The 17,012-nt window shown below is 44.9% G+C and carries 16 protein-coding genes and 4 pseudogenes; 6 read left to right on the top strand and 14 right to left on the bottom strand.

The window, feature by feature from the left end:
- Positions 1 to 146 precede the first annotated feature (146 nt).
- From thpR to V6N89_RS01800, 3 genes and pseudogenes are all read left to right on the top strand, one after another.
- Positions 147 to 799 (top strand): annotated as a pseudogene (thpR, locus tag V6N89_RS21650) (RNA 2',3'-cyclic phosphodiesterase).
- A gap of 125 nt (positions 800 to 924) precedes the next feature.
- Complete coding sequence (gene purU, locus V6N89_RS01805; RefSeq protein WP_338519870.1) at positions 925 to 1,779, top strand: formyltetrahydrofolate deformylase; 855 nt, start codon at positions 925 to 927, stop codon at positions 1,777 to 1,779.
- 223 nt (positions 1,780 to 2,002) lie between these two features.
- Positions 2,003 to 2,236 carry a hypothetical protein gene (locus tag V6N89_RS01800; RefSeq protein WP_338519869.1) on the top strand — a complete coding sequence of 78 codons (234 nt, stop codon included), beginning with the start codon at positions 2,003 to 2,005 and terminating at the stop codon, positions 2,234 to 2,236.
- 7 nt (positions 2,237 to 2,243) lie between these two features.
- On the opposite strand, the gene V6N89_RS01795 is transcribed toward V6N89_RS01800, so the two are convergent.
- Together V6N89_RS01795 and V6N89_RS01790 are read right to left on the bottom strand one after the other, a co-directional pair.
- Complete coding sequence (locus V6N89_RS01795) at positions 2,244 to 2,441, bottom strand: YgjV family protein (protein ID WP_338519868.1); 198 nt, start codon at positions 2,439 to 2,441, stop codon at positions 2,244 to 2,246.
- 51 nt (positions 2,442 to 2,492) lie between these two features.
- Entirely contained in the window at positions 2,493 to 2,765 is a 273-nt protein-coding gene (locus V6N89_RS01790) for a hypothetical protein (RefSeq protein WP_346993321.1), read from the bottom strand.
- A 331-nt stretch (positions 2,766 to 3,096) separates the two neighbouring features.
- Between V6N89_RS01790 and V6N89_RS01785 the strand changes: the two are divergent.
- Both V6N89_RS01785 and V6N89_RS01780 read left to right on the top strand, forming a co-directional pair.
- A pseudogene (locus V6N89_RS01785) lies at positions 3,097 to 5,281 on the top strand (M3 family metallopeptidase).
- 275 nt (positions 5,282 to 5,556) lie between these two features.
- The gene (locus V6N89_RS01780; protein WP_346993320.1) at positions 5,557 to 7,467 is read left to right on the top strand and encodes a methyl-accepting chemotaxis protein; all 1,911 of its coding nucleotides are present in this window, start codon (positions 5,557 to 5,559) and stop codon (positions 7,465 to 7,467) included.
- Positions 7,468 to 7,488: 21 nt separating this feature from the next.
- On the opposite strand, the gene V6N89_RS01775 is transcribed toward V6N89_RS01780, so the two are convergent.
- Both V6N89_RS01775 and V6N89_RS01770 read right to left on the bottom strand, forming a co-directional pair.
- Positions 7,489 to 8,076 (bottom strand): hypothetical protein, encoded by a 588-nt coding sequence (locus V6N89_RS01775; RefSeq protein ID WP_338519865.1) that lies wholly within the window; start codon positions 8,074 to 8,076, stop codon positions 7,489 to 7,491.
- A 165-nt stretch (positions 8,077 to 8,241) separates the two neighbouring features.
- Positions 8,242 to 9,084 (bottom strand): hypothetical protein, encoded by an 843-nt coding sequence (locus V6N89_RS01770; RefSeq protein WP_338520196.1) that lies wholly within the window; start codon positions 9,082 to 9,084, stop codon positions 8,242 to 8,244.
- Positions 9,085 to 9,359: 275 nt separating this feature from the next.
- Between V6N89_RS01770 and V6N89_RS01765 the strand changes: the two are divergent.
- Positions 9,360 to 11,166: pseudogene (locus V6N89_RS01765) on the top strand (cation:proton antiporter).
- A gap of 300 nt (positions 11,167 to 11,466) precedes the next feature.
- On the opposite strand, the pseudogene V6N89_RS01760 reads toward V6N89_RS01765, so the two are convergent.
- From V6N89_RS01760 to rplD, 10 genes and pseudogenes are all read right to left on the bottom strand, one after another.
- A pseudogene (locus V6N89_RS01760) lies at positions 11,467 to 12,782 on the bottom strand (3-deoxy-D-manno-octulosonic acid transferase).
- Between the two features lie 279 nt (positions 12,783 to 13,061).
- Positions 13,062 to 13,319: a 30S ribosomal protein S17 gene (gene rpsQ / locus V6N89_RS01755; RefSeq protein WP_159627389.1), complete on the bottom strand. Its 258-nt coding sequence runs from the start codon at positions 13,317 to 13,319 to the stop codon at positions 13,062 to 13,064.
- The gene (gene rpmC, locus V6N89_RS01750) at positions 13,319 to 13,510 is read right to left on the bottom strand and encodes a 50S ribosomal protein L29 (protein WP_012516965.1); all 192 of its coding nucleotides are present in this window, start codon (positions 13,508 to 13,510) and stop codon (positions 13,319 to 13,321) included. The genes rpsQ and rpmC overlap by 1 nt, the downstream gene beginning before the upstream one ends.
- On the bottom strand, positions 13,510 to 13,920 hold the full coding sequence (gene rplP / locus V6N89_RS01745) for a 50S ribosomal protein L16 (RefSeq protein ID WP_338519864.1): 411 nt from the start codon (positions 13,918 to 13,920) through the stop codon (positions 13,510 to 13,512). Before rplP ends, rpmC begins: the two co-directional genes overlap by 1 nt.
- 2 nt (positions 13,921 to 13,922) lie before the next feature.
- Positions 13,923 to 14,627, bottom strand: a complete 705-nt coding sequence (gene rpsC, locus V6N89_RS01740) for a 30S ribosomal protein S3 (RefSeq protein ID WP_346993319.1) — start codon at positions 14,625 to 14,627, stop codon at positions 13,923 to 13,925.
- Between the two features lie 9 nt (positions 14,628 to 14,636).
- A complete protein-coding gene (gene rplV, locus V6N89_RS01735; protein ID WP_014947977.1) occupies positions 14,637 to 14,969 on the bottom strand; it encodes a 50S ribosomal protein L22 in 333 nt (110 codons plus the stop codon).
- 11 nt (positions 14,970 to 14,980) lie between these two features.
- Entirely contained in the window at positions 14,981 to 15,256 is a 276-nt protein-coding gene (gene rpsS / locus V6N89_RS01730) for a 30S ribosomal protein S19 (protein WP_012516961.1), read from the bottom strand.
- Between the two features lie 15 nt (positions 15,257 to 15,271).
- Complete coding sequence (gene rplB, locus V6N89_RS01725) at positions 15,272 to 16,096, bottom strand: 50S ribosomal protein L2 (RefSeq protein WP_202263273.1); 825 nt, start codon at positions 16,094 to 16,096, stop codon at positions 15,272 to 15,274.
- Between the two features lie 14 nt (positions 16,097 to 16,110).
- The gene (gene rplW, locus V6N89_RS01720) at positions 16,111 to 16,410 is read right to left on the bottom strand and encodes a 50S ribosomal protein L23 (RefSeq protein ID WP_012516959.1); all 300 of its coding nucleotides are present in this window, start codon (positions 16,408 to 16,410) and stop codon (positions 16,111 to 16,113) included.
- Positions 16,407 to 17,012 (bottom strand): 50S ribosomal protein L4, encoded by a 606-nt coding sequence (gene rplD / locus V6N89_RS01715; RefSeq protein ID WP_012516958.1) that lies wholly within the window; start codon positions 17,010 to 17,012, stop codon positions 16,407 to 16,409. Before rplD ends, rplW begins: the two co-directional genes overlap by 4 nt.

Genomic DNA, 17,012 nt, shown 5'->3' with positions numbered 1-17,012 from the left:
AAAGGTGATATAAACTACATGATGGTATTGTACCTCTTTTTAACCATCTTTTTGTTCATCACGTTATCAATAGCACAAAACACATTAGGTTCGGGAACACATTGAGCTTAATAAAACCTGCCATCTAACTATTACAAGGTGAGATTATGCGTTGTTTTATCGGTTTAGATTTGAGTGCTACAGAAAAACTTGCACTGGATAGCTGGCGACAACAAGCGTTGCCCGAAGTCATGCCTCGAAGCAAACTCACTGCGTCATCAGCAAAAAGTAAACGAGGCGATACAAAAGCGCAAAACGGTACAAAGCATGGCGCTGCGCAACCCTATGCAGTGCCACCTAAGCAAACTTTCATATTACGTTGTGTTTTCTGGGCGAAATAACACATCGTCAACACGAGTCACTCGTGTACGAGCTAGATAATGTTACCTGCGAACCTTTTACGCTCACTTTAGATACTACAGGGCAATGGAGCGGTCCGAAAATTCTATTTAGCGCGCCGACAGCATGCCCAAAAGCGCTTCTTGAATTAGCGAAGCTAACACGCAAAGCTGCCCGTAGCGCTGCTATCGAAGTGGAAAACAAAACGTATAAACCGCATGTGACTATGGTTAGAAAAGCCACTTCGACACTACCACTTCCCTTGTACAGCCCGAGTGTAGAAGTACATGCTTCGGCGTTTCATCTTTTTGAGTCAGTATCAACACCGCAGGGCGTCACCTACCCTATTCGGCATTCTTGGGGCTTAAAACACAACATGTCAGTGCGCGAAAAACTACGTCGCGGCATTACTGATGAGTAAGTCGCACATCACACCATTATGAGATATGCAAAATAATGCTGGTGCCTTGCGCGTATTGGGCTTTACTTCATGTTGACTGAACGGTAAAAAGGTTGCCTGTTTTTTTCTGAATTATTCTTAATTTTATGCAACAAACCTTTAGATTAGTTATCGACTGTCCCGATCAAATTGGATTGGTCGCCAGCGTGTCTCAGTTTCTCGCTGACCATAACGCGACTATCGTAGAAGCAAGCCATCATACTGACTTGCAAACTGGCCGCTTTTTCATGCGTCATGAGATAAGCACTGACTCACTGAAGCTTGATCATCAAAGCTTTGTAGAAGCGTTTACACCACTTGCCAATGAATACCAGATGAATTGGACACTGAGTGATTCCAATAAAAAGCAACGTGTTGCCTTATTGGCAAGCTTAGAGTCTCACTGTCTAGTTGACTTGTTGCACCGTTGGCATACAGGCGAACTACACTGTGATATTCCAGTCATCATTGCGAATCACCCACAAATGAAACAGTTCGCAGATTGGTATAAAGTGCCATTCCATTGGGTCGACTTTAAAGCATTGGGCAAACAGGCTGCATTTGAGCAAATCGCAACACTGCTTCAAGAATACAAAATCGACCTAACTGTACTTGCTCGATTTATGCAAATATTGCCTGATACCTTATGCCAAGAATTGCAGGGCAAAGCGATTAATATCCATCACAGTTTCTTACCAAGCTTTGCTGGCGCTAAGCCTTACCAGCAAGCCTATGACCGTGGTGTGAAGCTTATTGGTGCAACGTGTCACTACGTGACTAAAGACCTTGATGAAGGCCCAATCATTGAACAAAGTGTGAAGCGCATTAGCCACAGTGACAGCGCACAAGATATGGTTAGAAAAGGAAAAGACTGCGAAGTTAATGCACTCGCTCATGGTGTTCGCTATCACCTTGAAGACCGCGTTATTATTCATCGCAATAAAACCGTCGTGTTCGCATAAAAAACGATGCTTACGCTTTATATCTAAAAGGGGCATAACGCCCCTTTTTTTGTTTCACTTTATTCCTATTTTCAAAGCACGCATAGCGCCTACTGCTTGCGTGTTCAAAGACCTGCACACACCCATTTTGTACATTTTATCGCGATAGCATTGACCTTTATCAATACGCAATAGAATGCACACATCTATGCTTTGCCTAAGGGTACTAAGCGAGCCAGCAACAATGATCAAAACATTAAAATGGGTGATGGTAGCAGGTATTTTGTTATTTCTACTTGGCCATTACATCATCAGCTACTCAGACTTGCCTGAAAACTTAGGGGTAAGAGGAATTTATCTAGGCGCATTTTGCATGGCAATCGGGCTTGCCATGTCTCTGCCGACTAAGATGTATCTTACTTTTCTCTTTGTAACACGAGAAAATGATGCCATTGCAAAAAAGCGCCACCATCGCTAGCGCACCATTAGACTGGGCTAACGCGCATTGCCTTTCTCAACTTCAAGTAATACCACATGTTTGACAGTGCAAAAAGCGCTTCGGTAATGGCTAAGCCCCATGTTTGGGTAATGATGCCGTAGACGGTAAAGTTGAGCGAGCCAACAATCATACAGACTCGAAGCCCTGCTTCTTTGCAGTGGAGTTCGCCAAAACGATAAGCCATAAATGTGAATACCTAAGCATGGTTTCTATAAGAGATGTTTTGCCTGTCAGGTTATTTACAGTCAGCACAATACACATCATGGAAATAAGAGTGATATAGGTAGCCACCGCATGATAATAGCTTTTGCTTAATAAGTCGGTAGCATGTACTTAAACCAGCAATGGTGATAACAATGGCGCCGCCCCAAGCCTGCTCAAAGACCAATAATGCGCCTATTGAAATGCATAGCCCTAGGTTAAGCAGCAGTAGTTTTCGTTCGGTATTTGACCAAAACGAAGCAATTGCAAACACTACTGGTAAGGTGTGGAGCAGTAACTCAAACATCGCGTTTTACTCAATTAATCATTGTCCATTGAACCGACGCTCACCCACTGTTGTGGTGAGACAAAATCGCGCGCAGTGTAAATTCCATACAGCACCTTGCCAACTATTATTTTACTTCATTCGATGAATTGCATGAGATAACGATGTGCCACTTAACCGCTGTATTGCAGGGAATTACGTTGAAGGACATTTAACTACGGGTAACATTATCTTAAGATAAAATTGGCGTTTTGCGCTTTGCAGTGCATTTTTCGCCTCTACAGATATGTAATAACGCACTGCATAGCCCCAACAACGACAGTAAAAACCATAACAATAGACAGGAAAATTCATGGGTAAATTTAAATCATCGCTCACTGCCATGGCAGTTGTAGTAGCGCTAGGTGCATGCTCGCAGCAAGCGCCTGAGAATACAAGCTCTGAAGCGCCTAGCGCAGAGAGCACGCAGCAAGCTCAAGTTGAAAATGTGCTACTGCAAGAATTTAAAGGTCCATATGGCGGCGTTCCTGCTTTTGACAAAATGAAGCTTGAAGATCTTAAGCCCGCATTAGAAAAAGCAATGGCGCTGAATTTAGAAGAGATTGACGCTATTGCCAGCAATGAAGAGTCGCCAACATTTGAGAATGTTATCGTTGAAATGGAACGTGCTGGTGCTGAACTTAATCGCGTATTCACCTACTACGGCATTTGGAGCTCAAATAAATCAAGCCCTGAGTTCCGCGAAATTCAGGCAGAAATGTCACCTAAGCTCTCATCTTTTTTCACCCAAATAACCCAAAACGAAAAGTTATTTGCGCGTGTGAAGGCGGTTTATGAATCTGAAGCACTAAAATCACTCACGCCAGAAGAGCAACGTATTACATGGATGACCTATAACAATTTCGCACGCAATGGCGCTACCCTAGATGGCGAGGCCAAAAAGCGCTACGCAGAAATCAACAAAGAACTGGCAACCTTACACACAAAATTCTCGACGAATATCTTAGCTGACGAAGAAAACTATGTGACCTACATCACAGACGAACAGCTAGATGGCTTGCTAAGCTTCATTTGTCAAAGCTGCAAAAGCCGCTGCCGAGGCGCGCGGAGAAGCTGACAAATATGCGATTACTAATACGCGATCATCTATGGACCCATTCCTCACCTATTCAACTAACCGCGAGCTGCGTGAAAAAGTATGGCGTACCTATTACAACCGAGGGGACAACGCAGATGATTTTGACAACAATGAAATCATCAAGCGCATATTGACCCTTCGCGACGAGCGTGTTGCTTTACTTGGCTACGACAACTATGCGCAGTGGCGATTAGAAGACCGCATGGCTAAGAACCCAGAAAACGCAATGGACTTGATGATGAAAGTTTGGCCAGCGGCTATTGCACGAGTTGAGGAAGAAGTTGCAGATATGCAGGCCATTGCCGACGCAGAAGGCGCTGATATCACTATTGCGCCTTGGGACTATCGCTTTTATGCAGAAAAAGTGCGCAAGGCAAAGTATGACCTAGATTCAAACGAAGTTAAGCAGTATTTACAACTAGATAAATTACGCGAAGCAATGTTCTATGTTGCAGGACGCTTATTCAACTTTAACTTTACGCCAGTAGAAGAAGGCAAAGTGCCTGTTTTTCACGATGACGTAAATGTGTGGGAAGTAACCGATAAAGACAGTGGCGAGCACATTGGCTTATGGTATTTAGATCCGTTCTCTAGAAAAGGAAAGCGCTCGGGCGCATGGGCGACAACATACCGTTCGTACACCACATTTGATGGAAAGAAAACCGTACTATCTTCTAACAACTCAAATTTCGTGAAAGGCGCTGAAGGTGAAGCGACACTGATTTCTTGGGATGATGCAGAAACGTATTTCCACGAATTTGGTCACGCGCTGCACTTCCTTGCTTCTGACGTTGAATATCCATCATCGCATTCTGGTGTGCGTGATTACACTGAATTCCAATCACAGTTATTAGAGCGTTGGTTGACGACAGATGAAGTGATTAATCAGTTTTTGGTTCACCATGAAACGGGCGAGCCTATTCCAGCGTCACTGGTAGAGAAAATCAAGAAAGCGGCAACATTTAACGAAGGTTTTAAAACCACCGAATACATGGCCTCAGCCATTATGGATCTGAAGTATCACACAACCGATCCAAGCATCATTGAGCCCGATACGTTTGAGCGTGAAGAACTTAAAAAACTCAACATGCCAGAAGAAATCGTAATGCGTCATCGCTCTCCACACTTCGGTCACGTATTCTCAGGTGAAGGCTATGCCGCTGCTTATTACGGTTATATGTGGGCAGAAGTACTCACTGCTGATGCTTCAGAGGCATTTATGGAAGCTCCGGGCGGTTTCTACGACAAAGAAGTGGGCGACAGACTAGTAAAATACCTATTCTCTGTGCGCAATGCAATGGACCCAGCTGAAGCTTACCGTAAGTTCCGCGGCAGAGATGCTAAAGTAGACGCTCTTATGCGTGATAGAGGCTTCCCTGTTCCTAAAGACAGCGAATAGTATTTATCACTTTATCAAAGCCACTCTCTCGAGTGGCTTTTTTATTGACCCGCTGGTCAGTTTTGACGCACAATCATCATGTATCGATGTGCGGGGACAACCATCTCAATAAAAAACTAATCATTGTTATCAACGCGCCGATAGATAACCAAAATACGCTATAATAATTATTAAATTGCGTGGTTGTCTTCTAGTGAACTACTAGACACACTTAGACGTTGCGGTGCCTGCAATGCCACGTCATTTTTCAGCATTAACTAACGTGGTCGAAAGTCATGACTTTCAGTATAAAACAAAAACTCATCATAACTTTGGTTGTTGCAGTACTTGCAGCTTCTATTTTAGTTGGCTCAATTAGTCAGTGGATTGCGCGAGATCTCGTCAAAGAGAACGTTGAGCAATACCAACTTCCTTCATTACTTCAGCAAATTGGAAACCGTGTTGATCGCGAGGCCAGTGTCATGCTTACCGTGGCTCACAGCGTAGCATCAAACCCTGATGTGTTAGCGTGGTCTGCAGCCGGTGCAAACAGTGAAGGTGAACGCAGGTTGTTGAAGCATCTTAATGAAATTGTCTCATTTAATGACTTGACGGTAGCGTCGTTTGTTGACCGCCAAACCTATAAATATTGGAATCAAGAGGGCTTTTTGCGAGTTCTTAAAAATGATGAATTTGATGGGTGGTTTTTCGCTTATAAAGATTCAGGTCAACCTATCTCGTTGAGCCTTTACAACGAGCCTGGCCAAGGTTACCGATTGTTTGCCAATTACCAGCAACTCAACGGTCGCGGTATGTCTGGAGTTGCAAAGTCTGTAGACGAACTCTTAGACATCATAAATGCGGTTAAAATTGCCAAGACTGGCTTTGTTTATCTTGTTGATGGTAACGGCACCATTATTGCGCATCCAGATACCAACCTGTTAGGCAAGGCCAAGCTCGCTTCGCTAAGTGACCCTTCAGCAGCCAGCAAACTTTTAACCAAGAAAGATTTTTCCATGACCACCAGTGAACACGACGAAGGCACGCTGCTATTTGCGAGTACTTACGTGGAGAAAGCTGGTTGGTATGTGGTTGCGCAAGTACCAGAAAGTGAATTATATGCTTCGATAAATGCAGGCAGCCGTCAAATTATATTCTGGGCACTCGCCATAGTAGGTGCATTCACACTCATCGGCATTTGGTTAGCGGGTACCCTAACAAAACCACTAGAAACGCTAGCCGACGTTTTTCAGCAACTGGGTCGAGGTCAAGGCGATTTGCGCTCGCGTATTCCCATGCCTGAACAAAAAGAAATTGGGCGTTTGGTAGAAGGCTTTAATAATTTTATCGACCATTTGCATGGCACTATTTCTCAAGTTGCCAAAACCAGCCGTGCTCTTAAAGCGTCTGCTGAAGATGTTGCAAAACAGTCTCATCAAACCGAACTGTCTACGAAAGGGCAGCGCGACCAAACATTGCAAGCAGCAGCAGCGTTAACCGAGATGGGCAGCACAGTGAACGAAGTGGCCCAATCAGCCACTTTAGCAGCGCAGAACGCGAACATGGCCACCACAAATTCAGCCCATGGCAGACAAGTTACGCAACGCGCCGTGCACGCCATCAAAGGGCTCTCTGAGCAAATTAAAGATGTCTCTCAAGTAATTCAGTCTCTAGACGCTCATACTGCGGCCATTGGCGGTATTCTCGACACTATTCGTGGCATTTCCGAGCAGACAAACCTGCTAGCACTTAATGCCGCCATAGAAGCTGCACGTGCGGGCGACCATGGGCGAGGGTTCTCTGTTGTAGCGGATGAAGTTCGCACGCTGGCGCAGCGAGCAGCTGAAGCAACCGATGAAATTCAAGTGAAGATAGACAAGTTCCAGCAAGATTCTAAATCGGCGGTTTCGCAAATGGAGTCGAGTCGAGAACGCACTGAAGATGTGGTTTTGGCAACTGACGAAATTGATAAGCTACTTCAAGATATTGCCGACGAGATTGCACATATTAACGATGTTAATACGCAAGTAGCGACAGCAACTGAAGAACAAGCAACCGTAGTTGAGGATATCAATCGCAACATTAACGATATTAGTGCATCTAGTGAAGAAACACTAAACGCGACACATGTGTTGGTTAGCGTAAGTGATAGACTTGATGAGCTTGCTCAAGAACTTTCAACAGAAGTGAGTCGTTTTAAGCTATAAAAATTGACGATGCGCCATTGGCTAAAAACTGATGGCGTATTGCACCTTAACTTGATTATCTCGGCTTGATTGCCATGGCGAACTTAGCGCAGCGCCATCGGCTTCCCATGACTCTTGTAGTGCACCTATGGTTAGCATATGGCTATCTTCATTAAACGGCACTTCCACATACACACCAGCAGTTCTGCTTGTTGGAAGCTGTATTGTATCTATTACAGCCATTCTAAGTTCGTGACTTGGACGCACTTTGTGGCTTAAACCCACACGATAGTTCCCGCGATCCCACCAGCTTACCAACTCGAATTCGTGGCTTCGTACGCGCTGAGACAAAATGCCGTAGTCCAGAAACCCTTTGTTGTAATGGACTATCGCTTCAATATTGAGTTGAGGCGCAATTTGCTGACTTAACGCTAGCTGATAGCGTTTTTGCTTGCACCCTTTAAATTGAATTTTGTTTTTGGTTAACGACATTGAAAACGCGTTATCACTGCTGGTGTACTGATTTATCCAGCGCTCAGCTTTTTCAACGGCAGAGGCATTCACTACTGATGAAAGCAGTAAACAAGGGCATGCACACAGTGCTAAAAATGGCTTTGTTATACGCTGCATTTTTGCCGCCTCTACATTGTGATCGAAAACAACTTTCTCTCTTCACAATTTCAGTATAGACAGGAAATAGATGCTTTGGGTATTAGCCATTTTACTAATAGGTAAGAAATGATAACCATCAGCGCGGCATGAGGCTTTGGGCTGAGAAAAGCAACAACAATGCCGCTATTGGAGCACCGCTTTGCTTAGCGTTGCCTCTCTGCCTTCGGTAGCTTCTTCGCTAAACCAATAGTCTCCCACTTCATCAACGCAGATCCCTTCTACTTGTTTAAACGACTTGAGCGGCCAAACATTTACTACATCGAAATTGCTAGAAGCTTGAGCGATAAACGTCGAAAAATTACCGAAAGGGTCAGACTTGTAGCCAGTTAGAACAAAGAGGTTTCTTGTTTTATCAAAGTCAGCGCCCGTTACTACGCCAGGAAGGTTTTTAATCTGTGCAAATGCGTTCAGTGTTTGTTCGTTTTCTTCAGCATTCACCTTATAAACGCGAGTAATGCCAGAGCGCCAACTCTTAGAGAACAAAAGCAGTGCATCATCAGTCTTTACCATGGCTTCCGCATCGAAATCATGCGCATAGGCCCTATTGCTCGATGGTGTATTCCCACTGTACTTCAGCCTCAGTGTTTGTATATCGTTAAGATTATCTCTCTTAACTTTGTAAATACTTACTACTTCTCTACTCCCTTTATTATTGCCGACATCTGCGATGTAAAAATATGTGCCATCAGCCGATATTGCCTCCCAATCGACATTAGTTAGTGACAACTTACTTTCATTTATTACGGCACCATCAGGGGATAGCTTGAATACAGCAGGTGCATTGCCGGAGTCGTTCAGCGAGTACAATTGATTCGCTTCGCAAAACAAACCCGAGGTTTCAGAGAGCGTTTTGGGTAACGCTACAGTACTGACAATTTCTAGTTTACTTGAAGGTGGGGGATAGTATGCTGCACACGCTGATAACAGGATAAATGTAACAACTAAAAATGAAAGCCTTAAAAACACGTTCAAGCAAAATCTCCGATAGTAGGGACACCGATACAATAACAAAATGCACGAGCACTGAAGGTTATTTAACTGCGCAATGCAGTGTGTTGGTCTAATCTATGTACAGTATCGTATCAACGTCGGTTGATCATGTACTTTAGCATTAAGTCATGTAATTCAGTTATTAGCAATGCGTAAACTAGCGCATTAATGAATTAAAGTAAGACAAAAATGTTAGCTGGAAACCATTAGCTAGCCATAGTGGAATTATACGAATTATTAAGGATATAACTTTGTCGGACCCGCTTTTATCCCTTGTTGCCGTTGGTTTGTTATCCATCGGGTGTCAGTACCTTGCTTACAAAATAAGGTTACCTAGCTATCTTACCGCTTTTAATAGTAGGCATAGTGGTGGGCCCTGTATTTGGCGTGCTCAACGCTGACGCTCTGTTTGGCGATTTACTCTTCCCCGTTGTTTCTCTTTCGGTAGCCATCATTTTGTTTGAAGGATCACTTACCCTCAAATTTAATGATATAGCTAGTCATGGCAATATGGTGAGAAACTTGTGTTCAGTTGGTGTATTGGTCACATGGGTAGTCGCGGCTACAGCCGCACACTACAGCCTTGAGCTCTCTTGGCAGTTGTCCTTTTTGTTTGGTGCTATTGTTACAGTAACTGGACCTACCGTTATAGTCCCCATGCTGCGTACTGTCCGGCCACAAACAAACCTTGCCAATATTTTACGCTGGGAAGGCATCGTAATTGACCCCATCGGCGCGCTACTCGCGGTCTTAGTGTTCGAGTTTATTGTTGCGTCGCAAGAGTCTGCCATTACCCATACGCTTATCGCATTTGGTAAAACCATAGGCATTGGGTCCTTCTTAGGTTTAGCAGCAGGTTACTTGCTCGGCATCTCTATCCGCAAAGAGCTCATACCTCATTATCTGCTTAACACCGCAGTGCTGACCATCATTCTTGGTGTATTTGCCGCCTCTAATTACGTAGCTCACGAGTCAGGGCTACTTGCGGTCACGATCACAGGAATGGTACTTGCCAACATGAAAGACGTAGACGTAGAAGACATATTGGAGTTTAAAGAAACGCTGAGTGTTCTGCTTATTTCAGGCTTATTTATCTTACTCGCTACCCGTTTAAATCTGCAATCGGTCGTTGATGTTGGATGGGGGTCAGTGATAGTACTTGCCGCTATTATGTTCATTGCGCGCCCACTTTCAGTATTAGCCTCTTCTGTTGGTACTGGGCTCAAGTTAAATGAACTGGCACTGCTTAGCTGGATAGCCCCGCGTGGTATTGTTGCCGCAGCCGTCTCTGCACTATTTTCTTTAAAGCTTGAAGAAATTGGCTATGAAGGCGCTGGAATAATAGTACCCATTGTTTTCATGGTGATTATTGCCACGGTTGTCGTACAAAGTTTAACTTCGCGTACAGTGGCATCGTTGCTTGGGGTGCGCGCCCCTGCACCTACTGGATATCTTTTATTTGGAAGCAGTAAGTTTAATCGGCTACTGGCGTGCGAAATGCTAAATCAGAAGTTAGATGTGACCATAGCTGATACTAACTGGGACGCCATTCGAGAAGCTCGCATGTCAGATATCCCTGTTTACTTTGGCAACCCAATGTCTGACCACGCCGCACGTCATCTTGACATTGCGACCTTCGGCACAGTATTGATCATGTCGCCGTATAAGCAGCTTAATCCGCTGATAGCGTACCACTTTGAATATACCCTTGGTAAAGACAAAGTATGGGCGCTGACTAACAATGAACAGTCGGCTCGCCCTAGTCACCAAGTAAGCGAACAGTATGCGAAGAAGCTTACCTTATTTGATGAAGGTGTAACTTATGGCTATCTCGCCTCGGCGATTGCTAGAGGGGCCACAGTAAAGACGACTCGATTGTCTGATGAATTCACCTACGAGCAATATACTAAGCAGTATGGAGTAAGAGCGACACCGCTTATTGCTATTAGCAACGAAGGTAAGAGTTACACCTTCATAAATGGTAATAGTATTGAGCCTAAAGCAAACTGGCGGGTGATAAGCCTTATTGAGCCCGAGTTGAGTGAAGAAAATAACTAAGAAAGTGCAGTAAGAAAACCTCCTGCCCATCGGCAGGAGGTCTCTCCCTGGAAAACGCGTGACTCGGTGCTCGTTTTGGACTAAGCATTATTGTTAATGTTTTACCTTTGTCACGCTGTCCTGCGGGACGTTGCAAGTGAAAGGCCAAAACGGCAAACGCATTATAATCAGCGACTTATAATGATAGGCCAATATTAACACCAAGTTTAGGCTTGTTTATCAACCACTTTGGTGCATTTCCCGCACCATTTCGGGGTTCAAAAATCAATCAAACCCAACACTCTTACCGTGAACTAGTAGCTATATTTTCACGTATTTTTTGAGGCAGTCTAAGGTAATGTCTAACGCCCCGCTGTTTTCATCAAGTACTAAACGCCCTGCAGCACCTGCACTTTTTCTTAACTCTGGATCGCTTAACCACAATGAAAGATTATCAGACACTTGCTGCGCATCATGGATAATGGTTAGTGCACCTCGCTCCTTCAAGTACTCACAAATAACCGGGTTATTGTATGTATGCGGTCCCATCAGTATTGGAACAGAAAACGCCGCTGGCTCAAGGGCATTATGCCCTCCCCTAGGCGCAATAGAACCGCCAACGAAAGCAAATGAGGCTACAGAGTAAGCGTGATTTAGCTTGCCCATTTCATCAAGCAGCACAATGTTGACGTCAGTGGGCACGTCACTGACTTCAGAGCTTCTTACAAATACTAAGCCGCGGCTTTCCATCAATTTTGCTACAGCATCGAACCGTTCAGGGTGTCTTGGCACAATAACAAGGAGTAGGTCTGTGTGGGACGACCACAACTTGTCTATGGCATCGAGCAATAGGCTTTCTTCAGGATCGTGTGTACTGCCTGCTACCAATACGGGCTTACTTCCACTTTCTAGACCTAAAAACGATGACTTATCCTGATTACCAGCCGCAACTTGGTCGAATTTTATATTGTTTGTAAGTGTCAATTTATGACTGGGTACACCTAACCAAGCATAGTTTTTGAAGTCTCTCTCGCCTTGGGCACAGACGTGGTACAACTTATTCAACATGGGGATAAACAGTTTACCCACTTTCTTATAACGACGAGCCGACCTGTCTGTCATACGCGCATTAATAACTATTGATGGAATACTGCGCTTCCAACACGCATGGATAAGGTTAGGCCAAAGCTCTACTTCGGTAATCAATACCGCTTTTGGTTGCACTCGTTTTAGCATTAACGACATGGTTACTTGCAAATCAAATGGCAAATAAAAGTGATGTACGCTATCACCAAATATAGATCTTACCCTGGCCGAACCTAGGTCGCAGTAGTGGTCGTTATTGTTATTTGAACATCAGGCTCACTGACCATTATTCGCTTTATTAAACTTGACGCAGCGACAACTTCTCCAACGGATACACAATGAAATAAATAACCGCCAGGCTTCGGTGGGGTTAGTACACGGCCGAAGCGTTCGAATGACCCGTGGAGCGCCTTATTACTACTAGCTGATTTGCGCAACATAAGTTGTAAAAAAACAAACGGGACAAGTAGCAATAAAAGTAACGAATATGCCACTCGGCAGATATCTTCAATAAGAGTAGGTTTGTAGCCGTTTCTTTCGGCACCAAACATAATAAGGTCCTTAGCGTAATGCTTTTTATACAGATTTTTTATTATCGCAAAATCGCGAATTACCATACGGTATAGACTAATGATAACCCTTACGTAACTAAGCGTTAACCCGCCGTTGTTACTTAAACGTAAGTTAAGTGAATTTACTTCACAACGATAAGGTTTGACTGATAAAGATGTAGAGTCAAGCACTCACGCCTAATATCTAAAGCGCTTTTTATCAGACACAAAAAAGCCGCTCGAAAGCGGCTTTTTTAAGACTTTGAAATAAGTTAGCGATTAAACGCCAGCTTTTTCTACAACGTCAACTAGAGTCCAAGTTTTGTTCTTAGACAATGGGCGACATTCACGTACTGTTACTACGTCACCTTGGTTGCACACGTTGTTTTCGTCGTGGGCGTGAAGCTTAGTAGAGCGCTTGATGAACTTCCCGTAGATTGGGTGCTTAACAAAACGTTCAACTACAACAGTGATGGTTTTATCCATCTTGTTGCTAACCACACGACCTTGTACTGTACGAATTTTTTGCTCAGTCATTACGCATCAGCCTTTTGAGTCAGAATGGTTTTAACACGCGCGATGTTACGACGTACTTTTCTCAACTGGTCAGTTTTTTCAAGCTGACCTGTTGTGTGCTGCATGCGTAGGTTGAACTGTTCGCGTAGCAGGTTAATCAACTCTGCGTTCAGCTCTTCTACGCTTTTGTCTTTCAGTTCAGTCGCTTTCATTACATCACCGTCCGAGTTACAAAGGTTGTTTTAAATGGCAGTTTAGCCGCTGCCAATTCAAACGCTTCGCGTGCAAGAGCTTCAGGAACACCTTCCATCTCGTAAAGAACACGACCAGGTTGAATTTGGCATACCCAGTACTCAACGTTACCTTTACCTTTACCTTGACGCACTTCAAGAGGCTTCTCAGTAATTGGCTTGTCAGGGAAAACTCGAATCCAAATTTTACCTTGACGCTTAACGTGACGAGTCATAGCACGACGCGCTGCTTCGATTTGACGCGCAGTCATACGACCACGGCCAGTCGCTTTAAGGCCGTAAGTACCAAAGGCAACAGTATTACCCGCTGCTAAGCCGCGGTTGCGGCCTTTGTGCATCTTACGGAACTTCATGCGTTTTGGTTGTAACATGATTAGCCCTCTCGCTTAGCGTTGCGGCCTTTCTTCTTAGGTTGAGCAGCTGGTGCTTGCTCTTGAGTTGTAGGTAGACCACCTAGAACTTCACCTTTGAAGATCCATACTTTAACGCCGATGATACCGTAAGTAGTTGACGCTTCAGAGGTTGCGTAATCGATGTCCGCACGGAAAGTGTGCAGAGGAACGCGACCTTCACGGTACCATTCAGAACGTGCAATCTCTGCACCGCCCAAACGGCCGCTAACTTCAACTTTGATACCTTTCGCGCCTAGACGCATTGCGTTTTGTACTGCGCGCTTCATAGCACGACGGAACATAACACGACGCTCTAGCTGGCTAGAGATGCTATCAGCTACAAGCTGACCATCTAGCTCTGGCTTACGTACTTCAGCGATGTTGATCTGAGCTGGCACACCTACTAGCTTAGATACGTAGTTACGCAACTTCTCTACGTCTTCACCTTTCTTACCGATTACAACGCCTGGACGAGCAGTGTGAATAGTTACACGGATGCTCTTAGCAGGACGCTCGATCACGATTTTAGAAAGTGAAGCGTTCTTAAGTTGTTTAGTCAGATACTGACGTACCTGATGATCGTTATACAGGTTGTCTGCATAGTCTGCAGTATTAGCGTACCAGGTAGATGTCCATGGTTTGCTGATACCCAGGCGTATACCTGTAGGATGTACCTTCTGTCCCATTATCTACTCCTAGTTATCCGCTACAACCACAGTGATGTGACTGCTGCGCTTGAAGATACGATCAGCACGGCCTTTTGCACGTGGCTTGATACGTTTCATAGTTGGACCTTCGTCAACGAAAACTTTAGACACGCGAAGTTCATCGATGTCTGCGCCTTCATTGTGCTCTGCGTTAGCAATCGCAGATTCCAATACTTTCTTTACTAGCGCTGCGCTTTTCTTCGGGCTGTACGCAAGAAGCTCAAGAGCTTTCTCAACGTGCATTCCGCGAATTTGATCCGCAACCAAGCGTGCCTTTTGAGCCGACGTGCGGGCAAAACGGTGTTTAGCTAATGCTTCCATCTTCCTACCCCTTAACGTTTAGCTTTCTTATCCGCGACATGGCCGCGGTAAGTACGCGTTGGCGCAAATTCGCCCAACTTGTGGCCGACCATTTCGTCACTAATAATGACAGGTACATGTTGTCGACCGTTATGGACCGCAATGGTCAACCCAATCATATCTGGGATGATCATAGAACGACGAGACCAAGTTTTGATTGGTTTACGTTCGTTCTTTTCCACTGCAGCCTCTACCTTCTTCAGCAAGTGAAGGTCAATAAAAGGACCTTTCTTGAGAGAACGTGGCATGGTGAATCCTCGCTATTACTTGTTACGACGACGTACGATAAGCTTATCAGTACGCTTGTTGCTTCGGGTTTTCTTACCTTTGGTAGGAACACCCCAAGGAGTTACTGGGTGACGACCGCCAGATGTACGACCTTCACCACCACCGTGTGGGTGATCAACCGGGTTCATGGCAACACCACGAACGGTAGGACGAACACCACGCCAGCGTGTAGCACCAGCTTTACCTAGTGAACGAAGCATGTGCTCTGCATTACCAACTTCACCAATGGTGGCGCGGCAATCAGAAAGAACTTTACGCATTTCGCCAGAGCGTAGACGTAGGGTAACGTAGTTTCCGTCACGTGCTAGGATCTGAGCATAAGCACCAGCAGAACGTGCGATTTGAGCACCCTTGCCAGGCTTCATTTCAATTGCGTGTACAACAGTACCTACAGGGATGTTACGCATAGGTAGAGTGTTACCAGACTTGATCGGAGCGTCCGAACCAGACTGGATTGCATCACCTGCTTTCATACCCTTAGGAGCTAGAATGTAACGACGTTCACCGTCTGCATACAATACTAGAGCAATGTTCGCAGAACGGTTTGGATCGTACTCTAAACGCTCAACTTTAGCTGGAATGCCGTCTTTGTTGCGTTTGAAGTCGATTACACGATAGTGTTGCTTGTGACCACCACCAATGTGACGAGTCGTGATACGACCACCGTTGTTACGACCACCAGACTTGCTGTTTTTCTCTAGCAAAGGCGCGTAAGGTGCACCTTTGTGCAGGTCAGGATTAACGACCTGAACAACGTGACGACGACCAGCAGAAGTTGGCTTAGCTTTCAATAATGGCATTTCTAATCCCCTTCTTACTCAGCACCACCGACAAAGTCGATGTCCTGACCTTCTTTAAGAACCACGTAGGCCTTTTTCCAGTCGCTGCGCTTACCGAAAGACATGCCGTGACGCTTAGTTTTACCCTTAACGTTCACAGTACGAACACCTTCAACTTCAACTTCAAACAGTTTTTCAACTGCTGCTTTGATTTCAGCTTTGTTCGCGTCTTTAGCTACTTTAAATACAACTGTGTTGTTCGCTTCAGCAGCCATAGTAGACTTTTCTGAAACGTGAGGTGCTACTAGCACCTTCAGTAGACGTTCTTCTTTCATGCTAACGCCTCCTCAAGTTGTTTAACCGCATCAGCAGTCATTAGCACTTTTTCAAATGCAATCAAGCTCACTGGGTCGATGCCTGCTACGTCACGTACGTCAACTTTGTACAAGTTGCGCGCCGCTAGGAACAAGTTCTCATCAACTTCAGGAGTAACGATTAGAACGTCGTTTAGTTCATATTCGTTAAGTGCAGAAATAAGAGCTTTAGTCTTAGGTGCGTCAACACCGAACTTCTCTACAACAACCAAACGGTCTTGACGGATTAGTTCAGACAAGATGCTCTTGATCGCACCGCGATACATTTTCTTGTTAACTTTTTGGTCAAAGTCACGAGGCTTAGCTGCGAAAGCACGGCCACCGCCAACCCAAATTGGGCTACGGATTGTACCAGCACGCGCGCGGCCAGTACCTTTTTGACGCCATGGCTTCTTACCGCCACCACGAACTTCAGCGCGAGTTTTCTGCGCTTTTGTACCCTGACGAGCACCTGCACCGTAAGCTACAACTACCTGGTGTACCAGGGCTTCGTTGAATTCACGTCCAAAGGTCGCTTCGGATACTTCAAGAGCGCTTTGCGCGTCTTTCAATGTTAATTCCAT

Source organism: Alteromonas gracilis, assembly GCF_036870955.2.
In the GTDB taxonomy this organism is placed as follows: Bacteria; Pseudomonadota; Gammaproteobacteria; order Enterobacterales; family Alteromonadaceae; genus Alteromonas; species Alteromonas gracilis_A.
This window is presented reverse-complemented; position numbering and strand designations above follow the sequence as displayed.